This window comes from Nocardioides sp. zg-1228 (genome assembly GCF_017086465.1).
Taxonomy (GTDB): domain Bacteria; phylum Actinomycetota; class Actinomycetes; order Propionibacteriales; family Nocardioidaceae; genus Nocardioides.
Window position 1 is genome coordinate 1,497,106 of the sequence record NZ_CP070961.1, and the last position, 23,023, is coordinate 1,520,128.

At 69.0% G+C, this 23,023-nt stretch carries 15 protein-coding genes, 1 tRNA gene and 3 rRNA genes; 11 read left to right on the forward strand and 8 right to left on the reverse strand.

Annotated features, from left to right (window positions below):
• The gene (locus tag JX575_RS07245; protein ID WP_186341764.1) at positions 1-1,449 is read right to left on the reverse strand and encodes a DUF1800 domain-containing protein; all 1,449 of its coding nucleotides are present in this window, start codon (positions 1,447-1,449) and stop codon (positions 1-3) included.
• 123 nt (positions 1,450-1,572) lie between these two features.
• Between JX575_RS07245 and JX575_RS07250 the strand changes: the two genes are divergently transcribed.
• Together JX575_RS07250 and JX575_RS07255 are read left to right on the forward strand one after the other, a co-directional pair.
• Positions 1,573-2,529 (forward strand): GNAT family N-acetyltransferase, encoded by a 957-nt coding sequence (locus tag JX575_RS07250; RefSeq protein ID WP_186341765.1) that lies wholly within the window; start codon positions 1,573-1,575, stop codon positions 2,527-2,529.
• A gap of 12 nt (positions 2,530-2,541) precedes the next feature.
• A tRNA-Ile gene (locus JX575_RS07255) sits at positions 2,542-2,615 on the forward strand.
• Positions 2,616-2,636: 21 nt separating this feature from the next.
• Here the strand turns inward: JX575_RS07255 and JX575_RS07260 are convergent.
• Positions 2,637-4,259, reverse strand: coding sequence for a protein kinase (locus tag JX575_RS07260; RefSeq protein ID WP_186341766.1), 1,623 nt, complete (start codon positions 4,257-4,259; stop codon positions 2,637-2,639).
• A gap of 154 nt (positions 4,260-4,413) precedes the next feature.
• Here JX575_RS07260 and JX575_RS07265 point away from each other — a divergent pair, with 154 nt between their 5' ends.
• The 3 genes from JX575_RS07265 to JX575_RS07275 are packed head-to-tail and all read left to right on the forward strand — an operon-like array spanning position 4,414 to position 7,012.
• Positions 4,414-5,037, forward strand: coding sequence for a hypothetical protein (locus JX575_RS07265; protein WP_186341767.1), 624 nt, complete (start codon positions 4,414-4,416; stop codon positions 5,035-5,037).
• A gap of 32 nt (positions 5,038-5,069) precedes the next feature.
• Positions 5,070-6,347: a sensor histidine kinase gene (locus tag JX575_RS07270; RefSeq protein ID WP_186341768.1), complete on the forward strand. Its 1,278-nt coding sequence runs from the start codon at positions 5,070-5,072 to the stop codon at positions 6,345-6,347.
• Positions 6,344-7,012: a response regulator transcription factor gene (locus JX575_RS07275; protein WP_186341769.1), complete on the forward strand. Its 669-nt coding sequence runs from the start codon at positions 6,344-6,346 to the stop codon at positions 7,010-7,012. Before JX575_RS07270 ends, JX575_RS07275 begins: the two co-directional genes overlap by 4 nt.
• Here the strand turns inward: JX575_RS07275 and JX575_RS07280 are convergent.
• Positions 7,009-8,391 (reverse strand): serine/threonine-protein kinase, encoded by a 1,383-nt coding sequence (locus tag JX575_RS07280; RefSeq protein ID WP_186341770.1) that lies wholly within the window; start codon positions 8,389-8,391, stop codon positions 7,009-7,011. The two genes, JX575_RS07275 and JX575_RS07280, sit on opposite strands and share 4 nt — an antisense overlap.
• A gap of 74 nt (positions 8,392-8,465) precedes the next feature.
• Here JX575_RS07280 and tyrS point away from each other — a divergent pair, with 74 nt between their 5' ends.
• From tyrS to JX575_RS07310, 6 genes are all read left to right on the forward strand, one after another.
• Positions 8,466-9,731 (forward strand): tyrosine--tRNA ligase, encoded by a 1,266-nt coding sequence (tyrS, locus tag JX575_RS07285; RefSeq protein WP_186341771.1) that lies wholly within the window; start codon positions 8,466-8,468, stop codon positions 9,729-9,731.
• Between the two features lie 606 nt (positions 9,732-10,337).
• Positions 10,338-11,851: ribosomal RNA gene (locus JX575_RS07290) — 16S ribosomal RNA — on the forward strand.
• A gap of 517 nt (positions 11,852-12,368) precedes the next feature.
• Positions 12,369-15,508 (forward strand): 23S ribosomal RNA (locus JX575_RS07295).
• 106 nt (positions 15,509-15,614) lie between these two features.
• Positions 15,615-15,732, forward strand: a 5S ribosomal RNA gene (gene rrf, locus JX575_RS07300).
• Together the 16S, 23S and 5S rRNA genes form the textbook arrangement of a ribosomal RNA operon.
• Before the next feature lie 112 nt (positions 15,733-15,844).
• Entirely contained in the window at positions 15,845-16,849 is a 1,005-nt protein-coding gene (locus JX575_RS07305; RefSeq protein WP_186342659.1) for a tetratricopeptide repeat protein, read from the forward strand.
• Positions 16,850-17,046: 197 nt separating this feature from the next.
• A complete protein-coding gene (locus JX575_RS07310; RefSeq protein ID WP_186342665.1) occupies positions 17,047-17,562 on the forward strand; it encodes a DUF3145 domain-containing protein in 516 nt (171 codons plus the stop codon).
• 53 nt (positions 17,563-17,615) lie between these two features.
• Here JX575_RS07310 and JX575_RS07315 read toward each other — a convergent pair whose 3' ends face one another.
• The 5 genes from JX575_RS07315 to JX575_RS07335 form a co-directional block, all read right to left on the reverse strand.
• On the reverse strand, positions 17,616-19,046 hold the full coding sequence (locus JX575_RS07315; RefSeq protein WP_186342658.1) for a carboxyl transferase domain-containing protein: 1,431 nt from the start codon (positions 19,044-19,046) through the stop codon (positions 17,616-17,618).
• Positions 19,047-19,119: 73 nt separating this feature from the next.
• Positions 19,120-20,370: a beta-ketoacyl-[acyl-carrier-protein] synthase II gene (locus tag JX575_RS07320; protein ID WP_186342657.1), complete on the reverse strand. Its 1,251-nt coding sequence runs from the start codon at positions 20,368-20,370 to the stop codon at positions 19,120-19,122.
• A gap of 89 nt (positions 20,371-20,459) precedes the next feature.
• Positions 20,460-20,705: an acyl carrier protein gene (locus tag JX575_RS07325; RefSeq protein WP_172260204.1), complete on the reverse strand. Its 246-nt coding sequence runs from the start codon at positions 20,703-20,705 to the stop codon at positions 20,460-20,462.
• A gap of 97 nt (positions 20,706-20,802) precedes the next feature.
• Complete coding sequence (locus JX575_RS07330; protein ID WP_186342656.1) at positions 20,803-21,816, reverse strand: beta-ketoacyl-ACP synthase III; 1,014 nt, start codon at positions 21,814-21,816, stop codon at positions 20,803-20,805.
• Positions 21,816-23,000, reverse strand: coding sequence for an acyltransferase domain-containing protein (locus tag JX575_RS07335; protein WP_186342655.1), 1,185 nt, complete (start codon positions 22,998-23,000; stop codon positions 21,816-21,818). Before JX575_RS07335 ends, JX575_RS07330 begins: the two co-directional genes overlap by 1 nt.
• Between the last annotated feature and the right edge of the window lie 23 nt (positions 23,001-23,023).

Below are 23,023 nucleotides of genomic sequence, written 5' to 3' on the forward strand. Positions count from 1 at the left end.
TCAGCACGCCAGGTGGTCGGGGGAGTCGAGGACAGCGGCCAGCAGCCGCGGGAAGCCCCATTCGTAGAGGCCGTGCTCGCGGTCGATCTTCTCCCTGGCCTTGCAGCCGGTGGCCAGGCAGGCGGTCTCGACGAGGCGCGCGGTGGCCGGCCGGTGCAGCAGGTCGCGGCTCACGGCGTCGACGAGGTCCTCGAACCGGATCGGCTTCGTGGCCGGCACCCAGGCGCTCGGCCTGCGGTGGCGCAGGCCCTCGGAGGGCCACCAGCCGCCCGCCATCGACCAGTGCATGCTCATCGAGCCGAGCGCACGGGACGGGGACGCCCAGGTGGTGTCGGTGACCGGGGTGCCGTCGGGTCGCGGCCAGGCGTGGGGGGTGAGGCCCAGGCTTCCGGCCTGCCACAGGATCGCGTTGGCGGCGGAGTCGTTGCGGCGCGGACGCCCGACCTCGACGCCGAGGGCGCGGTAGGTCGCGACGACGTCCTCGCCGGGGTCGCGCAGCTTGTCGCCGGCCGACCTGCGGAACTCCTTGCTCGCCACGAGGGCGCGGAGCACCGGGACGATCGCGGTGTCGTTGCGCAGGTAGACCTTCGCGAGCCGGCGGACCAGCGCCGGCGGCGGCTCGTCGTGGACGAACTTGGTCGCCAGTCGCGTCGCGACGTGCTGCGCGGTCGACGGGTGGTGGGCGAGGTAGCGCAGGTACTCGCGGGTGACCTCGCGGCCGTCGGCCTTGCGGTTGTCGTGGCGGAAGCCGCGCACCTTGACCCGTCCGGTCCAGTGGTCCTCCTTGACGTAGGACCGCTTCCACGTCTTCCAGAGGTCCACGTGCCAGCCGGTGAGGATCCGCGCGGAGGCCTTGACGTCGTCCTCGTCGTAGTTGCCCGCGCCGAGGGTGTGCAGCTCGAGCAGCTCGCGCCCGAGGTTCTCGTTGGGGGCCCGCTTGGTGGAGGTCGCGGCGGAGAGGAAGATCAGCATCGCCGGATGGGTGGTGGTCTCGACCAGCATCTGGTCGAAGCGGCCGAGGGCGTGGCGCCGGATCGTGTCGCCGTAGTCGGCGCGCCACGTGAACTGGGCGTCGCCGGTCACCGGGACGTGGAGCATCGCCTCCCAGAACTCGGTCATCTTCTCCAGCACCGGGCGGCGCGTGCGGATGCGCCGGAGCAGCAGCCAGCGCCCGTAGTCCTCCATCACCTGCCAGCCGCCGCGGATCTCCTGGGCCTGGCGCTTCCACAGGTCGGCAGGCTTCCGGTCGAGGTCGGGCCACCACCCGCGGACGGCGTCGGCCGACCCGTCGGGGAAGGAGCCGGGCGCGGTGAGCTGCTGCTCGAACCACGCCGACGCGCCGCCTGCGCGCTGCACGTCGCGCGCGAGGGTGGCGTCGACGCCGTAGCCGAAGCGCGTCACGAGGTGGCGCTGCGACGGTGGCAGCAGTGCAGATCGATCCTTGGCCACCGAGGTCCTCCCCTACGCGCGCCGCTTCTGCGACGGGCCACTGTCCCACGCCGAGGACCCCTTGCGAAGCCGAACCGAGATCCCATTTTGCGTGCGGACGCTCGCGTGCGGTCCCATGCGGTCGTGGAGATCGTCGAGCTCGACCCGACCGACCCGGTGGCCAGGGCTGCGTGGCACGACGTCATGGAGCGCGCGGTCCGGGCCGACCGCCCGCACGCGCTGACCACGACGCTGCAGGCGTTCGAGGTGACCGCCACCTCGCCCAGCACCCACTACGCGCGCACCTGGCTCCAGGCCGTGGCGGGCGGTGAGGTGATCGGCGTGGCCGAGCTCGAGCTGCCCCTGACCGAGAACACCGATGTCGCCTGGGGCGAGGTGCAGGTGCTCCCCGCGCACCGGCGTGCCGGCATCGGCCGTGCGCTCTGGCAGGCGCTCGTGGAGCGCGCCGGCGCTGCGGGCCGCACCCGGCTCGGGGGAGAGGTCACCGTCGACGTCGCCGAGCCGGGACCGGCCCACGAGTTCGCCGCCGCCATGGGAGCGGTCGACAAGCACCGCGAGGACCACCTCGTCGCCGACCTGCCCGTGACCGCCTCGCCGGCGGACCCTGCCTACGACCTGGTGACCTGGCGCGGCCGGTGCCCCGACGAGCACCGGGCCGCCTACCTGGCGATGCGCAACCAGATGAACTCCGACGTCCCGACCGGCGACCTCGAGCTCGACCCCGAGGTCCTCGACGACGAGCGGCTGGCCTCCTCGGAGGAGCGGCTGATGCGGGCGTACGACGTCCGGGTGGCCGCCGCTCGCCGGCGTTCGGACGGCACCTTCGGCGGCTACTCGCTGCTCTTCGTCCCGCACGGCACCGACTACGGCTGGCAGGACGACACCCTGGTGATGCCCGAGCACCGCGGTCACCGGCTGGGTGCGGCGCTCAAGGCCGCCAACTACGCCGGCCTGCCCCCGCACGTCCGGCTCGTGCACACCTGGACCGCCCCCTCCAACACCGCGATGCACCGCACCAACACCGCCCTCGGCTTCCGGGTGGTGGAGCACATGTACGAGGTCGAGGCGCGGATCGCCTAGGGTGCGCCCCGAGGGGCGGTAGCTCAGTCGGTCAGAGCAGAGGACTCATAATCCTTGGGTCGTGGGTTCGAGCCCCACCCGCCCTACGCAGGCTCGCGTCGCGGCGATCAGCCCTCCCCGGCGATGAGGAGCTGGTCGCCCTGCTCCTCGAGCTGCAGCCGGCCCTGCTCGGTCATGGTCCGGCCGGACGTCGTCACGAAGTCGATCGTGTAGGACGCCGTCAGGGTCTGCGGATCCACCCGGACGGCACGAGGTGTCGCCGACTCGATCGTGCTCCAGAACCCCGTGTAACTCCCGAGGCCGCCGCTCGCGGCCTGGAACTCCGGGGTCAGCAGCTCGAACGTCGACGCGGGGTCGGAGGTGACCTGCGCGAAGTAGTCGCGGACGAACGCCCGCGCGGCGGCCGGCGTCGCCCCGGACGCGCCGGGGTCGGTGGTCGTCTCCTCGGACGGGCTCTCGGTCGGGCTCTCGGTGGGCTGGGAGGTCGGGTCGGACGTGGGCTCGGAGGTGGGCTCGGACGTCGAGTCGGACGGCTCCTCCGAGCTCGGGTCGGCCGACGCGCCCGGCGCGTCGTCGCCGGCGGTGGACCCGGTCGGGTCCTCGTCGCGCGGCCACAGCAGCCATGCGCCGAGGCCCGCCACCAGCGCCAGCGCGAGCGCCGCGGCCAGCCACCCCGCCGACCGGCCGCGCGACCCGGCCGGGGTCGTGGCCGGCGGGGGAGTGGGGGTCGGCCCCTGCGGCGGTGGCGGGTCGTGGTCGGTGACCGGTGTCGACGCGGCGGCCGCCTGTGCCGGGGTGGTCGGGGTGGTCCGCGTGGCGTCCCCCCGGGCGGACCCCGGGCCCGACGTCCCCGTCGGGGCCGCCATCGCGACGGTCGCGTCGGGGTCGGTCTGCTCGGAGACGGGGACGGGCGTCGCGGGCAGCGGGGCGGTGCTCGGCTCGCCCCGCGCGATCCGTCGCAGGTCGTCGCGCACGCGCGCCACGGGCCAGCGCTGCGCGGGGTCCTTGACCATCATCACCGATAGCAGACCCGCGACGGCGTGGTCGCCGGTGAGGCGGGGCGGGTCCTCGTTCACGATCCGGTAGAGGCCACCGAGGACGTTGTCGCCCACGTCGTAGGGAGGTCGCCCGACGACGGCGTGGTAGAGCGTCGCCCCGAGCGACCAGACGTCGCTGGCCTCGCTGGCCGGTTGTCCCGACGCGACCTCGGGGGCGATGTAGGCGGGCGACCCGGTGATCAGCCCCGTCTGCGTCAGCGCCGTGTCGCTCGCGGACCGGGCGATGCCGAAGTCGCCGAGCTTGGCCCGGTCGGCGCCGGTGAGGATGATGTTGCTGGGCTTGACGTCGCGGTGCACGATGCCGGCCGACCCGGCCTCCAGCAGCGCGTCGGCGGCCTGGGCGAGGATCGCCGCCGCGCGACGGTCGGGCAGCGGGCCCTCGCTCGCGACCAGCTCCGCCAGCGTGCGGCCGTCGACGTGCTCCATGACGAGCCAGTAGCAGTCCTCGTCCTTGACCAGGTCGAAGATCGACACGACGTGGGGGTGGTTGATCCCGGCGGCCAGGCGCGCCTCGCGCTGGGCTCGTACGACGTCGTCGTCGGTGGTGCCCGGGAGCAGGCCGATGCGCTTCACCGCGACCGGGCGGTCGAGCAGCTCGTCGTGCGCGAGGTGGACCACCCCGGCTCCACCGCGGCCGATCTCCCTCTCCAGGCGATACCTGCCTGCGATCACGTGTCCCCCTCTCGTGGCTGACGCACAAGGCTAGTCATCTGCGCGGCGGCGTCCTCACCCCACGGGGCCCGCCCAGGGGGTACTAGCACCATCGGCCATCTCGCCGGCGCTGCGGCGCTCGCGCAGGCTGGGTCACACCTACCGAGGAGGACCCATGACCCGCACCACCGCCCGTACCCCAGCCCGTCCCACCCCTCCCACGTCGGCGACCCGCGACCTCGCCGGCTTCCTCGCCGGGTTGCTCGCCGCGGCCGTCGCCCTGGCCGCCCTGCTGCTCGGGTCGCTCACGACGGTGGCCGCCGACGCGGCTGACGCCGTCGACCCGGCGAGCGCCGAGCACCCGACGTCGTGGCGCGGCGGTGGTGACGACCACGACCACGATGACGACCACGATGACGACCACGGCAGTCACGGTGGCGGCACCGACGACGGTCCGGGCGACGACAACGGCGGCAGCGGCGACAGCGGCGGGCGCGACGACGACCGGGTGATCCGCACCGGCGCCTGCGGCGCCGGTGCCGACTGGAAGCTCAAGGTCAAGACCGATGACGGCCGGCTCGAGGTCGAGGGTGAGATCGACAGCTTCGTCGCCGGCCAGCAGTGGCGCTGGACGCTGCGCCACAACGGCTCGGTCAGCGACCGCGGGGTCGGCACCACCACCGCGCGCAGCGGCTCCTTCGAGGTCGAGCGCAAGGTCGTCGACCTGCGCGGCACCGACACCCTCGCGTTCCGCGCCGTCCGTGCCGGGCAGACGTGCGCTGGTGTGGTCAACTACTGACCTTCCACTGATCTCCCCGGGGGACGATCCGCATGCGATGGCTCACGAGTCCCGTGGTGCAGTTCCTGGCCGCGGGATTCGCCACGCTCGTGGTCGTCGTCGTCGCGACCAGCGCCCTGAGCCGCTCGGCCGCCGACGAGGAGGCCGTCGCCGATGCCCGCTCGCTGACCCGCGTGCTCGCCGCGTCGGTGGCCGAGCCGGCGATCCCGCCGGGCCTCCGCGACGGCGACGCCGCCGCCATCGACCGGATGGACCGCACGGCGCTCGACCGGCTGCTCGTCGACGACGTGCTGCGGATCAAGCTCTGGGACGCCGACGGCACGGTGGTCTACAGCGACCGCACCGAGCTGATCGGCACGGTCTACCCGCTCGGCGACGACGAGCTCGAGGTGCTGCGCGAGGGCGGCACCGATGCCGAGCTGTCCGACCTCTCCCGCCCCGAGAACCGCTACGAGCGCGACCTCGGTGGCGACCTGCTGGAGGTCTACACCCGCGTCCGGTCCCCCGAGGGCGAGCCCCTGCTCTTCGAGGCCTACCTCGGCGTCGACGACATCCGGGCCAGCCGCGCGCAGATCCTCGACCGCTTCCTGCCGATCACCATCGGCGCCCTCGTCGCCCTGGTGGCGCTCGGCACCCCGCTGGTCGTGCTCCTGTCGCGGCGTCTCACGCGGGCGGCGCGCGAGCGCGAGCGCCTCCTGGAGGCGGCGGTACACGCCTCCGACGCCGAGCGGCTGCGCATCGCCCGTGATCTGCACGACGGCGTCGTCCAGGACCTGTCCGGCTCGTCGATGGCGCTCTCGGCGCTGGCGGCGCGGTCCGACGAGCAGCACCGGCGCGAGCTCGAGGACGTCGGCCGGTCCCTGCGGGTCAGCATGCGGTCACTGCGCTCGCTGCTGGTCGACATCTACCCGCCCGACCTGCACACCGCGGGCCTGGCGGCGTCGATCGACGACCTGGTCGCCCCGCTCGCCGCGTCGGGCACCCGGGTCGACGTCGACGTGAGCGGCACCGGCGACGTGCCCCGCTCGGCGCTCGCGCTGGTGTGGCGGGTGGCGCAGGAGAGCGTGCGCAACGTCGCGAGGCACGCCCGCGCCGACCGGATGTCGCTCACCGTGCGTCGGGAGGACGACCGACTGGTCCTGGAGGTGGTCGACGACGGCGTCGGGTTCGACCCGGGCGCCAGCGGCGACGACGACCACTTCGGCCTGCGGGCGGCCGAGAGCCTCGTGCGCGAGCACGGCGGCACCTGGGAGGTGGAGTCGGCACCCGGCTCGGGGACGATGGTGCGCGTGGAGGTGCCGGTCGGATGATCCGTGTGGTGGTGGCCGACGACCACGCAGTCGTGCGCCGCGGCCTGGCCGGCCTGATCGAGTCGTCCGACGACCTCGAGGTCGTCGGCGTGGCCAGGGACGGCAACGAGGCGGTCGAGCAGGTGCGCGAGCACACCCCGGACGTGGTGGTGATGGACCTGCAGATGCCCGAACTCGACGGTGTCGCCGCGACCCGCGCGATCGTCGGGGCCGGCGGGAGCACCGAGGTGCTGGTGCTGACATCGTTCTCCGACCACGCGCGGATCGACGCGGCCATCGAGGCCGGTGCGGTGGGCTACCTGCTCAAGGACGCCGAGCCGGACGTCCTCCTCGACGGCATCCGCGCGGTCGCACGCGGGGAGTCCCCCCTCGACCCCCGCGCCGCGAGGCGCGTGCTGTCGCGCCGCCGCTCGGCGCCCGGCGCGACCGGCCAGGGCACGGCGCAAGCAGAGCTGTCCCCGCGGGAGGCGGAGGTGCTGCGCCTCGTGGTCGAGGGGCTGCTCAACAAGCAGATCGCCCAACGCCTCGGCATCACGGAGCGCACCGTCAAGGCCCACCTCACCTCGGCCTACCAGCGGATCGGGGTCGCCGACCGGACCCAGGCAGCGCTGTGGGTCCAGCGTCACGACCTCGACGGGCCGTCGACCAGCCCTGCGGCGCCCTAGCCCTCGCCGGCGATGAGCAGCCGGTCGTCGCGCCGCTCGAGCTGGAGCCGTACGCGCTGGGTGCTGCGCTCGCCCGACTTCATCACGTAGTCGACGGTGTAGCCCACCGTGAGGTCGGAGGGATCGCTGGTGACGTCCACCAGCGAGGCGGAGCGCACCTGACTCCACCACCCCATGTAGCCCTCGAAGCCCCCGCTGGCGTCCTGGAACTCCGGGGTGAGCTGGTCGAACGCGTCCCGGGGGTCGCTGGTCACGGTGGAGAGGTAGGAGCCGATGAAGGCGTCCATCTGCTTGCGGGTGTCCTCGGCGGTGGCCGGGGGAGCGCTGCCGACCGGGGTCTGCGAGGTCTCCGGCGACGTGCGCTGTCGTTCCTCGGGGAGCGCCTCGGGCGTGCCGCGGCCGGCCCAGACGTACGCCGCGGCGATTGCGGCGAGCGCCAGCGCGGCCGCGGCCACCGGCCACGCCCAGCGGGCGGCGCGCCGACGCCGCGGCGGGCCGGGTGCGGGTGCCGGCTCGCGAAGGGTCGGCAGCTCGCCGGTGCGTTCACGGCGGGCCGTGGTCGTGACCGGCGCCGGGGCGACGGTGGAGGCCTGTCCGCGCGCGACGCGGGCCAGCTCGTCGCGCACGCGGGCCATCGGCCAGCGGGCGTCGGGGTCGCGGTTCATCATCATGGTGAGCAGGCCGGCCAGCGGGTGGTCGTCGGGCAGTCGCGGCGGGTCCTCGTGCACGATCTTGTAGAGCGCGCCGATGAGGTTGTCGCCGACGTCGTAGGGCGGCGTGCCGGTGACGGCGTGGTAGAGCGTCGCGCCCAGCGACCACACGTCGCTCGCGGGGGTGGCCGACGCGCCGGAGGCGACCTCGGGAGCCAGGTAGGCGGGGGAGCCGGTGACCAGGCCGGTCTGGGTGAGCGAGTGGTCGTCCTCCGACCGGGCGATCCCGAAGTCGTTGAGCTTGGCCGACCCGCCGGAGATCAGGATGTTGCTCGGCTTGACGTCGCGGTGGACGATGCCGTGCGCGTGGGCCTCGACGAGCGCGTCGGCAGTCTGGGCGAGCAGGGCGGCGGCCTCCTCGGCGGCCAGTGGCCCGGACGTCGCCACGCGCTCGCTCAGCGTCTCGCCGTCGACGTACTCCATCACCAGCCAGCGCACGTCCTGCTCGTCGACGAGGTCGAAGACCGAGACGACGTGGGGGTGGTTGAGCGCCGCGGCCAGCCGCGCCTCGCGCTCGGCACGCTCCACCCCGGCGCTGTCGGAGCCCGGGATCACACCGATCCGCTTGATCGCCACCAGCCGGCCCAGCACCTCGTCGCGGGCGAGGTGCACCGTGCCGGACCCGCCGCGCCCGATCTGCCTCTCGAGCGTGTACCTGCCTGCGATCACGTGCCGTCCCTCCTGCGTCGTCGCCCTAGGCTAGTGCCCGTACCCGAGTCCGCCCCAGCAGAAGGAACACCCCCGTGACGACGCCCAATGTCCTCGACGAGCTGGAGTGGCGCGGCCTCGTCGCGCACTCCACCGACCGCGATGCGCTCCGCGCCGCGCTGGGCGAGGGGAGCGTCAGGTTCTACGTGGGCTTCGACCCCACGGCCCCCAGCCTCCACATGGGCAACCTGGTCCAGCTGGTCACCGCCCGGCGCCTCCAGGACGCCGGTCACACGCCGTACATCCTGGTCGGCGGGGCCACCGGGATGATCGGTGACCCGCGCGACTCCGGCGAGCGCACCCTCAACTCCCTCGACACGGTGAAGGAGTGGACCGAGCGGGTGCGCCGGCAGGTCTCGCGCTTCGTCAGCTTCGAGGGCGACAACGCCGCCACCACGGTCAACAACTACGACTGGACGGCGTCGCTGTCGACGATCGACTTCCTGCGCGACATCGGCAAGCACTTCCCGGTCAACCGGATGCTCGCCCGCGACACCGTGCGGCGCCGGCTCGAGTCGGGCATCAGCTACACCGAGTTCTCCTACGTCCTGCTGCAGTCGATGGACTACCTCAACCTCTTCCGCGAGCACGGCGTGCGGCTGCAGTTCGGGGGCTCGGACCAGTGGGGCAACATCACCGGGGGAGCCGACCTGGTCCGCCGGGTCACGGGCGAGAACGCGTACGGCTTCGCGACGCCGCTCATCACCAAGACCGACGGCACCAAGTACGGCAAGACCGAGGGCGGCGCCCTGTGGCTCGACCCCGAGATGCTCTCCCCCTACGCCTTCCACCAGTTCTGGCTCAACGTCGAGGACGAGAAGGTCGGTGAGCTGCTGCGCATCTTCACCTTCCTCTCGCGCGAGGAGATCGAGGACCTCGAGCAGCAGACGGTCGACAAGCCGTTCCTGCGCGCGGGCCAGAAGCGGCTCGCCGACGAGGTCACCGCGCTGGTGCACTCCGAGGAGGAGGTCGAGCACGCCAAGGCCGCCGCCGCCGCGCTGTTCGGTGGGGGAGACCTCGCCGCCATCAAGCCCGACACCCTCGCCGCCGCCCTGCGCGAGGCCGGCGGCACGACGCTCCCCGCCGGCGAGCTGCCCGGCATCCTCGACCTGCTCGTGGCAGCCGGTCTCGCCAAGAGCAAGGGGGAGGCCCGGCGCACCGTCGCCGAGGGCGGCGCCTACCTCAACAACGTCCGCGTGGAGGACCCCGAGCTCCGGCCGACCGACGCCGACCTCGTCGCCGGATCGTGGCTGGTGCTGCGGCGCGGGAAGAAGAACTTCGCCGGTGTCGAGGTGTCCTGAGGACGCGGTGGGCGGGCGCTCGCGGACCCCTCCCACGGGGTGCGGGGACGCGCTCCCACCCGCCCCAGGGGCCCCAACAGGCCGCTGACCTGCGGAAACGCAGATGTGCGCGCGGTCACACCGTTTCGATTTGCGCGATCGGTGCGGAGTGAATAATGTTCTCTTTGTCGCCAGGGAGCGGCGGGGAGCAAGACCGGTCAGGTCGGGCTCCCGGCCCCGGGCAGGACAACCCGAAGCGGTCATCGGTCACGGTGACACCACCGGGTCAGAGCGAAACAGCCGAGGATTTGCCACGGCAGAAAGTCGCTCGCTAGGTTTGACCAGTTGCCTCACGCAACCGAGATCCTCACCGGATCGCGATGTGGGTGCGTCTGATACTTGAGAACTCAACAGTGTGTTTGATTAGTCGACGAATTAGTTTGTTTTGCCCCGTTGACGTCATGTTCTGGCTTGTGCCTTTGGGTGTGGGTTGGTGGATGGTGTCGCGGTTTCTTTGACGATGATTCTGACAACATGTCAGTTTCGTTTTTTGTCATGGATGTGGCTCTTATTGATTGTCGTGCTTGTGTCTGCTGCCTGTTGGTGGTGGGTGTGGGTGCGTGTTTTTCGATGGAGAGTTTGATCCTGGCTCAGGACGAACGCTGGCGGCGTGCTTAACACATGCAAGTCGAGCGGAAAGGCCCTTTCGGGGGTACTCGAGCGGCGAACGGGTGAGTAACACGTGAGTAATCTGCCCTTGGCTTCGGGATAGCCACCGGAAACGGTGATTAATACCGGATATGACCATGTCGTGCATGCGGTGTGGTGGAAAGTTTTTCGGCCAGGGATGTGCTCGCGGCCTATCAGCTTGATGGTGAGGTAATGGCTCACCATGGCTTCGACGGGTAGCCGGCCTGAGAGGGTGACCGGCCACACTGGGACTGAGACACGGCCCAGACTCCTACGGGAGGCAGCAGTGGGGAATATTGGACAATGGGCGGAAGCCTGATCCAGCAACGCCGCGTGAGGGATGACGGCCTTCGGGTTGTAAACCTCTTTCGCCTGTGACGAAGCGCAAGTGACGGTAACAGGTAAAGAAGCACCGGCCAACTACGTGCCAGCAGCCGCGGTAATACGTAGGGTGCGAGCGTTGTCCGGAATTATTGGGCGTAAAGGGCTCGTAGGCGGTTTGTCGCGTCGGGAGTGAAAACGCCGTGCTTAACACGGCGCTTGCTTTCGATACGGGCAGACTAGAGGTATTCAGGGGAGAACGGAATTCCTGGTGTAGCGGTGAAATGCGCAGATATCAGGAGGAACACCGGTGGCGAAGGCGGTTCTCTGGGAATTACCTGACGCTGAGGAGCGAAAGTGTGGGGAGCGAACAGGATTAGATACCCTGGTAGTCCACACCGTAAACGTTGGGCGCTAGGTGTGGGGTCCATTCCACGGATTCCGTGCCGCAGCTAACGCATTAAGCGCCCCGCCTGGGGAGTACGGCCGCAAGGCTAAAACTCAAAGGAATTGACGGGGGCCCGCACAAGCGGCGGAGCATGCGGATTAATTCGATGCAACGCGAAGAACCTTACCTGGGTTTGACATACACCCTGCCGCTCCAGAGATGGGGCTTTTTTGGGGGTGTACAGGTGGTGCATGGCTGTCGTCAGCTCGTGTCGTGAGATGTTGGGTTAAGTCCCGCAACGAGCGCAACCCTCGTTCTATGTTGCCAGCACGTAATGGTGGGGACTCATAGGAGACTGCCGGGGTCAACTCGGAGGAAGGTGGGGATGACGTCAAGTCATCATGCCCCTTATGTCCAGGGCTTCACGCATGCTACAATGGCCGGTACAAAGGGCTGCGATCCCGTAAGGGGGAGCGAATCCCAAAAAGCCGGTCTCAGTTCGGATTGGGGTCTGCAACTCGACCCCATGAAGTCGGAGTCGCTAGTAATCGCAGATCAGCAACGCTGCGGTGAATACGTTCCCGGGCCTTGTACACACCGCCCGTCACGTCACGAAAGTCGGCAACACCCGAAGCCGGTGGCCCAACCCTTGTGGAGGGAGCCGTCGAAGGTGGGGCTGGCGATTGGGACGAAGTCGTAACAAGGTAGCCGTACCGGAAGGTGCGGCTGGATCACCTCCTTTCTAAGGAGCACACACCCCGATGCCGGGCGAATGTTTCGGCACGCATGGTGGTGTCTCACTAGTGGAATCGTCGACGTCAGCTGCTGCTGGTCGCTCATGCATGGGCTTGTTCTTCGGGACGGGTTCGTGGGTGGGGGGTTGGTGGTGGGTGGTTCACCCAGGTCCTGCGTTGGTGGGGGTGGGGTCAGACACACTGTTGGGTCCTGAAGGATCAGCCGTGAGGCGCCTTCTGTTCCCTCTTCGTCTGCTGGTGCCCGTTGGGGTGGTGGTGGGGGTTGGTGGGGTTGTTGTTTGAGATCTGCATAGTGGACGCGAGCATCTTTGCAACCGATGCCGCCTTGGTGCGCACGCACGTGTCGGATCCTTTCCTTTCTTGTTTGTTGGGGGGGGGGGTGCGGTGGTGTGGGTGTGGGCTGGGTGTGGTGTGGGTTGTGAGTGAATCACCTGCCCTTTGATTGGGGGTGGGTGGTGTGTTTTTTCGTTTTTTGTTTCAGCGTGTGTTGTTTTGACGTTGTTGAGACAAGCTATGAAGGGCACATGGTGGATGCCTTGGCATCAAGAGCCGATGAAGGACGTTGGAGCCTGCGATAAGCCCTGGGGAGTTGGCAACCGAACTGTGATCCGGGGGTGTCCGAATGGGGAAACCCAGCACGAGTCATGTCGTGTTACCCACATCTGAACACATAGGGTGTGTGGAGGGAACGTCGGGAAGTGAAACATCTCAGTACCGACAGGAAGAGAAAACAACAGTGATTCCGAGAGTAGTGGCGAGCGAAATCGGAAGAGGCCAAACCTCGAGTGTGTGATACCCGGCAGGGGTTGCACTCGGGGGGTTGTGGGACCGCTCATTCTCATCTGCCGGTGAGGAGCAGAGTAAGAAACCAGTGTGGAAGTCGAAGTCGGTTGGAAAGCCGTACCGTAGGGTGATAGGCCCGTAGACGTAAAGCGCTGGCTCTGGAGCGTGTTCCCAAGTAACACGGAACCCCTGAAATTCCGTGTGAATCTGGCGGGACCACCCGTTAAGCCTAAATACTCCTTGATGACCGATAGCGGACAAGTACCGTGAGGGAAAGGTGAAAAGTACCCCTGGCGGGGAGTGAAATAGTACCTGAAACCGTGTGCCTACAATCCGTCGGAGCTTGTGCATTCCCTTTGGGGTGTGTGTGGGTGACGGCGTGCCTTTTGAAGAATGAGCCTGCGAGTTTGCGGTGTGTTGCGAGGTTAACCCGTGTGGGGAAGCCGTAGCGAAAGCGAGTCCGAATAGGGCGATTCAGTAGCGCGCTCAAGACCCGAAGCGAAGTGATCTATCCATGGGCAGGTTGAAGCGTCGGTAAGACGACGTGGAGGACCGAACCCACTTAGGTTGAAAACTGAGGGGATGACCTGTGGATAGGGGTGAAAGGCCAATCAAACTTCGTGATAGCTGGTTCTCCCCGAAATGCATTTAGGTGCAGCGTTGCGTGTTTCTTGCCGGAGGTAGAGCACTGGATAGCTAATGGGCCCTACAAGGTTACTGACGTTAGCCAAACTCCGAATGCCGGTAAGTGAGAGCGCAGCAGTGAGACTGCGGGGGATAAGCTCCGTAGTCGAGAGGGAAACAGCCCAGACCATCAGCTAAGGCCCCTAAGCGGTGACTAAGTGGAAAAGGATGTGGAGTCGCATTGACAACCAGGAGGTTGGCTTGGAAGCAGCCACCCTTGAAAGAGTGCGTAATAGCTCACTGGTCAAGTGATTCCGCGCCGACAATGTAGCGGGGCTCAAGTCATCCGCCGAAGCTATGGCATTCAGCGAATACATCAGCATCGAGGAATCGGTGTTCAGTGCGCTGGATGGGTAGGGGAGCGTCGTGTGGGCAGTGAAGCGTCGGAGTGATCCAGGCGTGGAGGCCACACGAGTGAGAATGCAGGCATGAGTAGCGAATCACGGGTGAGAAACCCGTGCGCCGAATGATCAAGGGTTCCAGGGTCAAGCTAATCTGCCCTGGGTAAGTCGGGACCTAAGGCGAGGCCGACAGGCGTAGTCGATGGACAACGGGTTGATATTCCCGTACCGGCGAAGTTGCGCCCATGACGAACCTGGTGATGCTAACCACCCGAAACCTCTCGGACCGGACCCTTCGGGGCGAGGCTGGGAGGCGGAGCGTGGGACCCGAGCTGGTAGTAGTCAAGCGATGGGGTGACGCAGGAAGGTAGCCCAGCCACAGCGATGGTTGTCTGTGGGCAAGCGCGTAGGACGTGGTGTAGGCAAATCCGCACCATCCACTTCAGTGTGGAGTCTGAGACGTGACGCGGAGCCAATCTTGGCGAAGTGGGTGATCCTATGCTGTCGAGAAAAACCTCTAGCGAGCAACGAGCCGCCCGTACCCCAAACCGACTCAGGTGATCAAGTAGAGAATACTAAGGCGATCGAGACAACCATGGTTAAGGAACTCGGCAAAATGCCCCCGTAACTTCGGGAGAAGGGGGGCCGGATCCGTGAACCCACTTGCTGGGGGAAGCGGTGATGGCCGCAGAGACCAGGGGAAAGCGACTGTTTACTAAAAACACAGGTCCGTGCGAAGTTGTAAGACGATGTATACGGACTGACTCCTGCCCGGTGCTGGAAGGTTAAGAGGACCGGTTAGACCACTTGTGGTCGAAGCTGAGAATTTAAGCCCCAGTAAACGGCGGTGGTAACTATAACCATCCTAAGGTAGCGAAATTCCTTGTCGGGTAAGTTCCGACCTGCACGAATGGAGTAACGACTTTCCTACTGTCTCAACCATGGACTCGGCGAAATTGCACTACGAGTAAAGATGCTCGTTACGCGCGGCAGGACGGAAAGACCCCGGGACCTTTACTATAGTTTGGTATTGGTGTTTGGTACGGCTTGTGTAGGATAGGTGGGAGACTGTGAAGCTTTCACGCCAGTGGAGGTGGAGTCAACGTTGAAATACCACTCTGGTCGTACTAGATGTCTAACCTAGGTCCGTTATCCGGATCAGGGACAGTGCCTGATGGGTAGTTTAACTGGGGCGGTTGCCTCCTAAAATGTAACGGAGGCGCTCAAAGGTTCCCTCAGCCTGGTTGGCAATCAGGTAGCGAGTGTAAGTGCACAAGGGAGCTTGACTGTGAGACAGACATGTCGAGCAGGGACGAAAGTCGGAACTAGTGATCTGGCCACGGCATGTGGAAGCGTGGTCACTCAACGGATAAAAGGTACCCCGGGGATAACAGGCTGATCTTCCCCAAGAGTCCATATCGACGGGATGGTTTGGCACCTCGATGTCGGCTCGTCGCATCCTGGGGCTGGAGTAGGTCCCAAGGGTTGGGCTGTTCGCCCATTAAAGCGGCACGCGAGCTGGGTTTAGAACGTCGTGAGACAGTTCGGTCCCTATCCGCCGCGCGCGCAGGAAACTTGAGAAAGGCTGTCCCTAGTACGAGAGGACCGGGATGGACGAACCTCTGGTGTGCCAGTTGTTCTGCCAAGAGCACGGCTGGTTGGCTACGTTCGGAAGTGATAACCGCTGAATGCATCTAAGCGGGAAGCACGTTTCAAGATGAGGTTTCCCACCCAGAGATGGGGTAAGGCCCCCCACAGAACATGGGGTTGATAGGCCGGAGGTGTACAGCAGTAATGCCTAGCCGACCGGTACTAATAGGCCGAGGGCTTGTCCCAACACCGTACAAGACCACACACGCGCAAAAGACGAACACACATGTTCGCGTCCACTAAGCAGTTCCCACCCAACAAACCCAGCAGGGTTTGATTGAGTTGAAAGAGTTACGGCGGCCATAGCGAAACGGGAAACACCCGGTCCCATACCGAACCCGGAAGTTAAGCCTTTCAGCGCCGATGGTACTGCAACCGAGAGGTTGTGGGAGAGTAGGACGCCGCCGGACATACATTTGGCAGGGGCCACCAGTGATCTGGTGGCCCCTGCGTCATTTTGCGCCACGTGTGAGTAGCGTTGGCCCTGGACGGGGACAACGCGAGGAGAAGGGAAGTGCGGCTGTGGCCGAGGACCGTCGAGGACAGCGACCGTCACGGGGCGGGAGCGGCGCCGGCCGAGGAGGCTCGACCGCCGGCGGCCGTGGTGGCTCCAGCTCACGCAGTGGCCCGCGCAGCGACTCACGCGACAGCAGCACGCGTGGCGACGCCCGCGGCGCGAGCCGCTCCGGCGAGGGTCGGAGCGCGTCGGGCCGCCCGACGTCCGGGGGCAAGGCCTCCGGGGGCAAGGCCTCCGGGGGCAAGCCGACCGGTGGCAAGCGGCCCGAGCGCGGTCAGGAGCGCTCCTTCCGCGGGCGCTCCGAGCAGGCACCGCGCACCGTCGACCAGGCCGCCTACGACGGACCCGACCTGCCCGAGGGGATCACGGGTGCCGAGCTCGACCGCGGCGTACGCGCGCAGCTCAAGGGCCTGCCCGAGAAGCTCGCGGCCCGGGTGGCCAGGCACCTCGCTGCCGCCGGGGCGTTCATCGACCAGGACCCCGAGCTCGCCTACCGTCACGCCCTCGCCGCACGCGCCCGCGCGTCGCGGATCGCGGTCGTGCGCGAGGCTGCCGGCGAGACCGCCTACGCCGCCGGCCACTACGCCGAGGCGCTGTCGGAGCTGCGGGCGGCCAAGCGGATGAACGGCGCCACCGACTACCTGCCGATCATGGCGGACTGTCACCGCGCGTTGGGCAACCCCGAGCAGGCCATCAAGCTGGCCAAGAGCCCGTCGGTGGCCAACTTCAGCGCCGAGGCGAAGGCCGAGATGACGCTGGTCGAGGCCGGAGCGCGCCGTGACATGGGCCAGCTCGATGCCGCGCTGCGCACCCTGGAGCTCGCCCCGCTGACCTCCAACAGTCGGGCGCCCTGGGTGGTGCGGCTGCGCTACGCCTACGCCGACACGCTCGAGGCCGCCGGGCGCGAGTCCGACGCGCTGGCGTGGTTCCACCGCACGCACGCGATCGACGCCGAGGAGCTGACCGACGCCGCGCAGCGAGCCGACGCCCTGGAGCGGCGGCAGTCCTGAGCCGGCCCCGGCGCCAGCGGGGGACGGGTCCCGGGACGGGCGTTCGGCGTGATCACTGGCGCTCGGACGCCACATGCGTCACAATGGTGGCCTAATCACATACGTGTCACTCGACATTCGTTGAGCACTGACGACAGACCGCTGGGGAAGGCGCATCTGGAGCGTCGGAACTCAAGGAGGTCACCGTGACCACACGCATTGCTTCCCGTCCGGACGGTCCGGCCACGAGGGGCATCCTTTACGTGCACTCAGCTCCCTCCGCACTCTGCCCGCACATCGAGTGGGCCGTGGGCGGAGTGCTGGGCGTGGCCGTGTCCCTCGACTGGACGCCTCAGCCTGCCCAGCCGGGCTCCTACCGTGCCGAGCTGTCGTGGACGGGCTCGGCCGGCACCGCCGCGGCCGTCGCGTCGGCGCTGCGTGGCTGGAACCACCTGCGCTTCGAGATCACCGAGGAGCCGACGAGCTCGACCGAGGGCACCCGCTTCTCCTGCACCCCCGACCTCGGCATCTTCCACGCGATCACCGGGCCGCACGGTGACATCCTGATCCCCGAGGACCGCCTCAAGGCGGCCGTGGTCAAGGCCGCCCTCGGCGACACCACGCTGCTGCTCGAGATCGACCAGCTGCTCGGCAAGCCGTGGGACGACGAGCTGGAGACCTTCCGGCACGCGGGCGAGGGCGCCCCGGTCCGCTGGCTCCACCAGGTGGTGTGAGCGAGCCGGGACGCCTCTCGGCCTGATCCTCTCCGCGGCGGGAGGGGCCGGCGTCAGAGCGGGATGTTGCCGTGGTGCCCGCGGCGTACGCCCGAGGTGTCGATCTCGTGGCGCATCGCCTGCGCGATCGCGCTGCGGGTGCGGGTGGGCTCGACGACCTCGTCCACCACGCCGATCTCGACGGCCTTGTCGACGCCGCCGGCGATGCGCTCGTGCTCGGCGGCCAGCTCCGCCTCGACCTGCGGACGGATCTCGGGGGAGACCTCGGCCAGCCGGCGGCGGTGCAGGATCCGGATCGCGGCCACCGCTCCCATCACGGCCACCTCCGCGCCGGGCCAGGCGAACACCCGGGTGGCTCCGAGCGAACGGGAGTTCATCGCGATGTAGGCGCCGCCGTAGGTCTTGCGGGTCACGAGCGTGACGCGGGGCACGACGCACTCGCCGAAGGCGTGCAGCAGCTTGGCACCGCGTCGCACGACGCCGTCCCACTCCTGGCCGACGCCGGGGAGGTAGCCGGGCACGTCGACGAGAACGATCAGCGGCACCCCGAACGCGTCGCACATGCGCACGAAGCGGGACGCCTTCTCGGCCGACAGGGAGTCGAGGCAGCCGCCGAGGCGCAGCGGGTTGTTGGCGACCACGCCGACCGTGCGGCCGCCGAAACGGCCCAGGGCGGTGACGATGTTGGGCGCCCACCGGGCGTGCAGCTCCTGCATCGTGCCCTCGTCGAGCACTCCCTCGACGAGCGGGTGGACGTCGTAGGCCCGCTTCTTCGACTCCGGGAGCAGGGCCTCGAGGTCGCGGTCCTCCACGGAGTCGGCGGCCAGGCTGCCCTGGGCGCCGAGGAGCGAGGCGACCGTGCGGGCGCGGTCGAGCGCCTCGCGCTCGGACTCGGTGAGGATGTGCACCACGCCGGAGCGCCGGCCGTGGGGCTCTGGCCCGCCGAGGCGGAGCATGTCGACGTCCTCGCCGGTGACCGAGCGCACCACGTCGGGGCCGGTGACGAAGATGCGGCCCTCGGGACCGAGGATGACCACGTCGGTGAGCGCGGGCCCGTAGGCGGCGCCGCCGGCGGCGGGGCCGAGCACCACCGAGATCTGCGGGATCACGCCGGAGGCCTGCGTCATCACCTGGAAGATGCGTCCGACGGCGTGGAGGGACAGCACCCCCTCGGCGAGGCGGGCGCCGCCGGAGTGCCACAGCCCGATGATCGGGACACCGTCGGTGATCGCGCGGTGGTAGGCGTCGACCACCACCCGGCAGCCCACGTCGCCCATCGCGCCGCCCATGACGGTGGCGTCGCTGCAGAAGGCCACCACGGACGTGCCGTCGACGCGGCCCACCGCGGCGAGCATCCCCGAGTCGTCGTCGGGGGTGATCAGCTCGAGCGTGCCCTCGTCGAGCAGCGCGGTGAGCCGGTGGACCGGGTTGCGCGGGTCCTGCTCGCGGGGCAGCTTGGCGGGCTTGGTGGCCGTCGTCGTCATCAGGATCCTTCCGGTTCCCCGCGGTGTCGTCCGGGAGAGTCGCGAGCGGGGCTTTCGTGGGTGGGGGTGGTGCTCAGACGCTGCCGAAGGCCACCGCGACGTTGGCGCCGCCGAAGCCGAAGGAGTTGTTGAGCGCCACGATGTCGCCGTCGGGCAGGTCGCGCCGGGCCGTCGGGATGTCGAGCTCGACCTCGGGGTCACGCTCGTCGAGGTTGATCGTGGGCGGGCTGACCCGGTCGCGGAGGGCCATCACGGTCGCGACGGCCTCCAGTGCGCCGGCCCCGCCGAGCAGGTGGCCGGTCATCGACTTGGTGCTCGTGACCACGCAGCGGTCGACGTGCTCGCCGAGCACGGCGTGGAGCATCAGGCCCTCGGCGATGTCGCCCTTCGGCGTGGACGTGGCGTGGGCGTTGACGTGGACCACGGTGGCCGGGTCGACGTCGCCCTCGCGCAGCGCCATCCGGATCGCCCGGGTGCCGCCGCGACCCTCGGGGTCGGGCTGGGCGATGTCGTGGGCGTCGTTGCTGATGCCGGCGCCGCGCACCTCGGCGTAGATCGTCGCGCCGCGGGCCCGGGCGTGCTCCTCGGACTCGAGCACGAGCACGGCACCGCCCTCGCCGAGGACGAAGCCGTCGCGGCCGGTGTCCCAGGGGCGGGAGACCGTCGTCGGGTCGCCGCCGTCGTCGCTCGCGGTCTTGGACAGCGCCATCATGTTGGCGAACGCCGCCATGGGCAGCGGGTGGATCGCGGCCTCCGTGCCGCCGGCCAGGACGACGTCGGCGCGACCGAGTCGGATCAGGTCGAGGGCCATCGAGATGGCCTCGTTGCCCGATGCGCACGCCGAGGTGGGGGCGTGCACGGCGGCGCGGGCGCCGTACTTGAGGCTCACGTTGGCCGCCGGCGCGTTGGGCATGAGCATCGGCACGGCCAGCGGGGAGACCCGGCGGGCGCCCTTCTCGAGCAGCGCGTCGTAGTTGGCCAGGAGCGTGGTGACTCCGCCGATGCCCGACGCGAGGGCCACTCCCAGCCGCTCGGGCTCGAGGCCGGACCCTTCGAGGCCCGCGTCGGCCCACGCCTGGTCGGCGGCGACCATGGCGAACTGGCTGGACCGGTCGAGCCGGCGCGCCTTGACGCGCTCGAGGACCTCGGACGGCTCGACGGCGACCCGGCCGCCGATCTTCACCGGCAGCTGGTCGACCCACTCGTCGGTCAGGCGTGCGATGCCGGAGGTGCCGGACAGCATCGCCTGCCACGTGGAGGCGACGTCCCCTCCGAGGGGGGAGGTGGTGCCGAGGCCGGTGACGACTACGCGGGTCGAGGGCATCAGGTGAGGTTCCGTTCTCGCTTGTGGGGGGTCCTGGGTCACGGGGGCCGGGCTGGACTCCGGCCACCCGTGACGTGAGGGGACGAGCGTCAGCCCTGGGCGCGCTCGATGTAGGCGACGGCGTCGCCCACGGTCTTCAGGTTCTTGACCTCGTCGTCGGGGATGGTCACGCCGAACTTCTCCTCGGCGGCCACGACGACCTCCACCATGGAGAGCGAGTCGACGTCGAGGTCGTCCACGAAGGACTTGTCCAGCTGGACGTCGTCGGCGTCGACGCCGGCCACCTCGTTGACGATCTCAGCGAGGTCGGCACGGATTTCTTCGGTGCTGGCCATGGGGCCTTCCCTTCTTGTTGTGTGGGTGCTGCTCGGTCTGTGCTGGTGCGGGTCTGTGGGGATGCCGTTCCGCCGTGCCCGGCGCGGCCGGGCGGGGTCAGGGGACGGTGACGACCTGGGCGGCGTAGGCCAGTCCGGCGCCGAACGCGATGAGGAGGGCGGTGTCGCCGCTGCGGGCGTCGCCCTCGAGCATCATCCGGTCGAGCGCGAGCGGGACCGAGGCCGCCGACGTGTTGCCCTGGTCGGCGATGTCGCGGCCGATCCGCACGTGCTCGGGCAGCTTCATCGAGCGCGCCATCGCGTCGATGATGCGCATGTTGGCCTGGTGGGGGACGAAGATGTCGAGGTCGTCGGGGCTGACGCCGGCGGCGTCCATGGCCTGCTGGGCGACCTTGGCCATCGTGAAGGACGCCCACCGGAAGACCGGGTTGCCCTGCATCGTCAGGTGCGGCATCACGCCGGACCCGGGCGTGGTGTCGCTGCCGACGACGTCGCGCCAGTCCTCGCGCTGGCGGATGAGGTCGTACTGCTCCCCGTCGGAGCCCCACACCACGGGGCCGATGCCGGCGACGTCGCTGGGGCCGATCACCGCGGCGCCTGCGCCGTCGGCGAAGATGAACGCGGTGCCGCGGTCGTTCATGTCGGTGATGTCGGAGAGCCGCTCGACGCCGATCACCAGGACGTGCCCGGCGCTGCCGCCGCGCACCATGTCGGCGCCCAGCGCGACGGCGTGGCAGAAGCCGGCGCACGCGGCCGAGATGTCGAACGCCGCCGCGTGGTCGGTGCCGAGCTCGGTGGCGATCGCCGGCGCGATGGCCGGGGTCTGGAGGAGATGGCTGACCGTCGCGACGACGACGCAGTCGATCTGCTCGGCGCTGATGCCGGCGCGCTCGAGGGCCTGCCGCGAGGCGGCGACGCTCATCATCTGCACCGTCTCCTCGGGGGCGGCGAAGCGGCGGGTGCGGATGCCGGAGCGCTGCTGGATCCACTCGTCGCTGGACTCGATCGCCTCGACCACCTCGGAGTTGGGCACGATGCGCGAGGGGCGGTAGACGCCGAGGCCGAGGATGCGGGCGTGGGCGGCGCCGGTCGGGACGGTGATCGCCGCCATCAGAGCGAGGCCTCGGGGTGCAGGCGCAGGAGGGGCTGGCCGGGGGAGACCAGGTCGCCGTCCTCGACGAGCCACTCGACGACCGAGCCGCCGTGCGGCGCGGTGATGTCGGTGCGTTCGCGCAGGCTCGCCACCGCGCCGATCGTGGCGCCGGGGGCGAGCAGGTGGAGCTGCGCGGCCTCCGCGGAGAGGTGGAAGGTGCCCTTGGCGGGCGAGACGATCATCCGCCAGGTCGGGGTGGTCTCGATCATCGAGGCCTCGCCGTGCTTGTCGCAGAACTCGCGGGCCGCGTCGAGCTGGTCGGGCGTCTTGAGGGCGAAGGTCTCCACGCCCTTGAGCGCGCGCTTGGCGATGCCCGTGAGCGTGCCGGCGGGCGGCATCTCCAGGATGCCGGTGACGCCGAGGTCGCCCATCGTCTCCATGCACAGGTCCCAGCGGACCGGATTGGCGATCTGCCCGACGATGCGGCGGAGCACGTCGCGACCGTCGTGGACGACCTGGCCGTCGCGGTTGGAGATCACCGGGGTGCGCGGGTCGTGGGTGGAGACCGAGCGGGCCAGGGAGGCGAGGCGGTCGACCGCGGGCGCCATGTGCTCGGTGTGGAACGCGCCGGCGACGCTCAACGGCATCAGCCGCGCCTTGGCGGGCGGGTCGTCGGCGAACGCGGCCAGCTGCTCGATGGTGCCGGCGGCGACGACCTGACCGGGACCGTTGTCGTTGGCGGCGGTGAGTCCGTGGCGCTCGATCGTGGCGAGGACCTCGTCGCGGTCGCCACCGAGGACGGCCGTCATCCCGGTGGCGCTGGTGGTGGCCGCGTCGGCCATCGCGTTGCCCCGCTCGCGCACCAGCACCATCGCCTGCTCGGCGGTCATCACGCGCGCACCCGTCGCGGCGGTCAGCTCGCCGACGCTGTGGCCGGCGACCGCGCCGATGCGGGCGAACGCGTCGCCCGGGTGCGGGAAGAGGTCGAGGGCGGCGACCAGGCCGGTCGCGACCAGCAGCGGCTGGGCGATCTTGGTGTCGCGGATGGTCTCCGCGTCGGCCTCGGTGCCGTAGTGCGCCAGGTCGACGCCGGCGACGGTCGCCAGCCAGTCGAAGCGCGCGGCGAAGGTCGGGTCCTCCAGCCAGGGCGTGAGGAAACCGGGGGACTGGGCCCCTTGGCCGGGGGCGACGATGACGAGCACACGCCCACTCTGCCGGGTGGCGA

Excerpts from the sequence above, each read along its gene's own strand:
- JX575_RS07320 (WP_186342657.1), bottom strand. The coding sequence starts at position 20,370 with ATGCCCTCGACCCGCGTAGTCGTCACCGGCCTCGGCACCACCTCCCCC.
- JX575_RS07275 (WP_186341769.1), top strand. The coding sequence starts at position 6,344 with ATGATCCGTGTGGTGGTGGCCGACGACCACGCAGTCGTGCGCCGCGGC.
- JX575_RS07270 (WP_186341768.1), top strand. The coding sequence starts at position 5,070 with ATGCGATGGCTCACGAGTCCCGTGGTGCAGTTCCTGGCCGCGGGATTC.
- JX575_RS07265 (WP_186341767.1), top strand. The coding sequence starts at position 4,414 with ATGACCCGCACCACCGCCCGTACCCCAGCCCGTCCCACCCCTCCCACG.
- JX575_RS07315 (WP_186342658.1), bottom strand. The coding sequence starts at position 19,046 with ATGACGACGACGGCCACCAAGCCCGCCAAGCTGCCCCGCGAGCAGGAC.
- JX575_RS07325 (WP_172260204.1), bottom strand. The coding sequence starts at position 20,705 with ATGGCCAGCACCGAAGAAATCCGTGCCGACCTCGCTGAGATCGTCAAC.
- JX575_RS07330 (WP_186342656.1), bottom strand. The coding sequence starts at position 21,816 with ATGGCGGCGATCACCGTCCCGACCGGCGCCGCCCACGCCCGCATCCTC.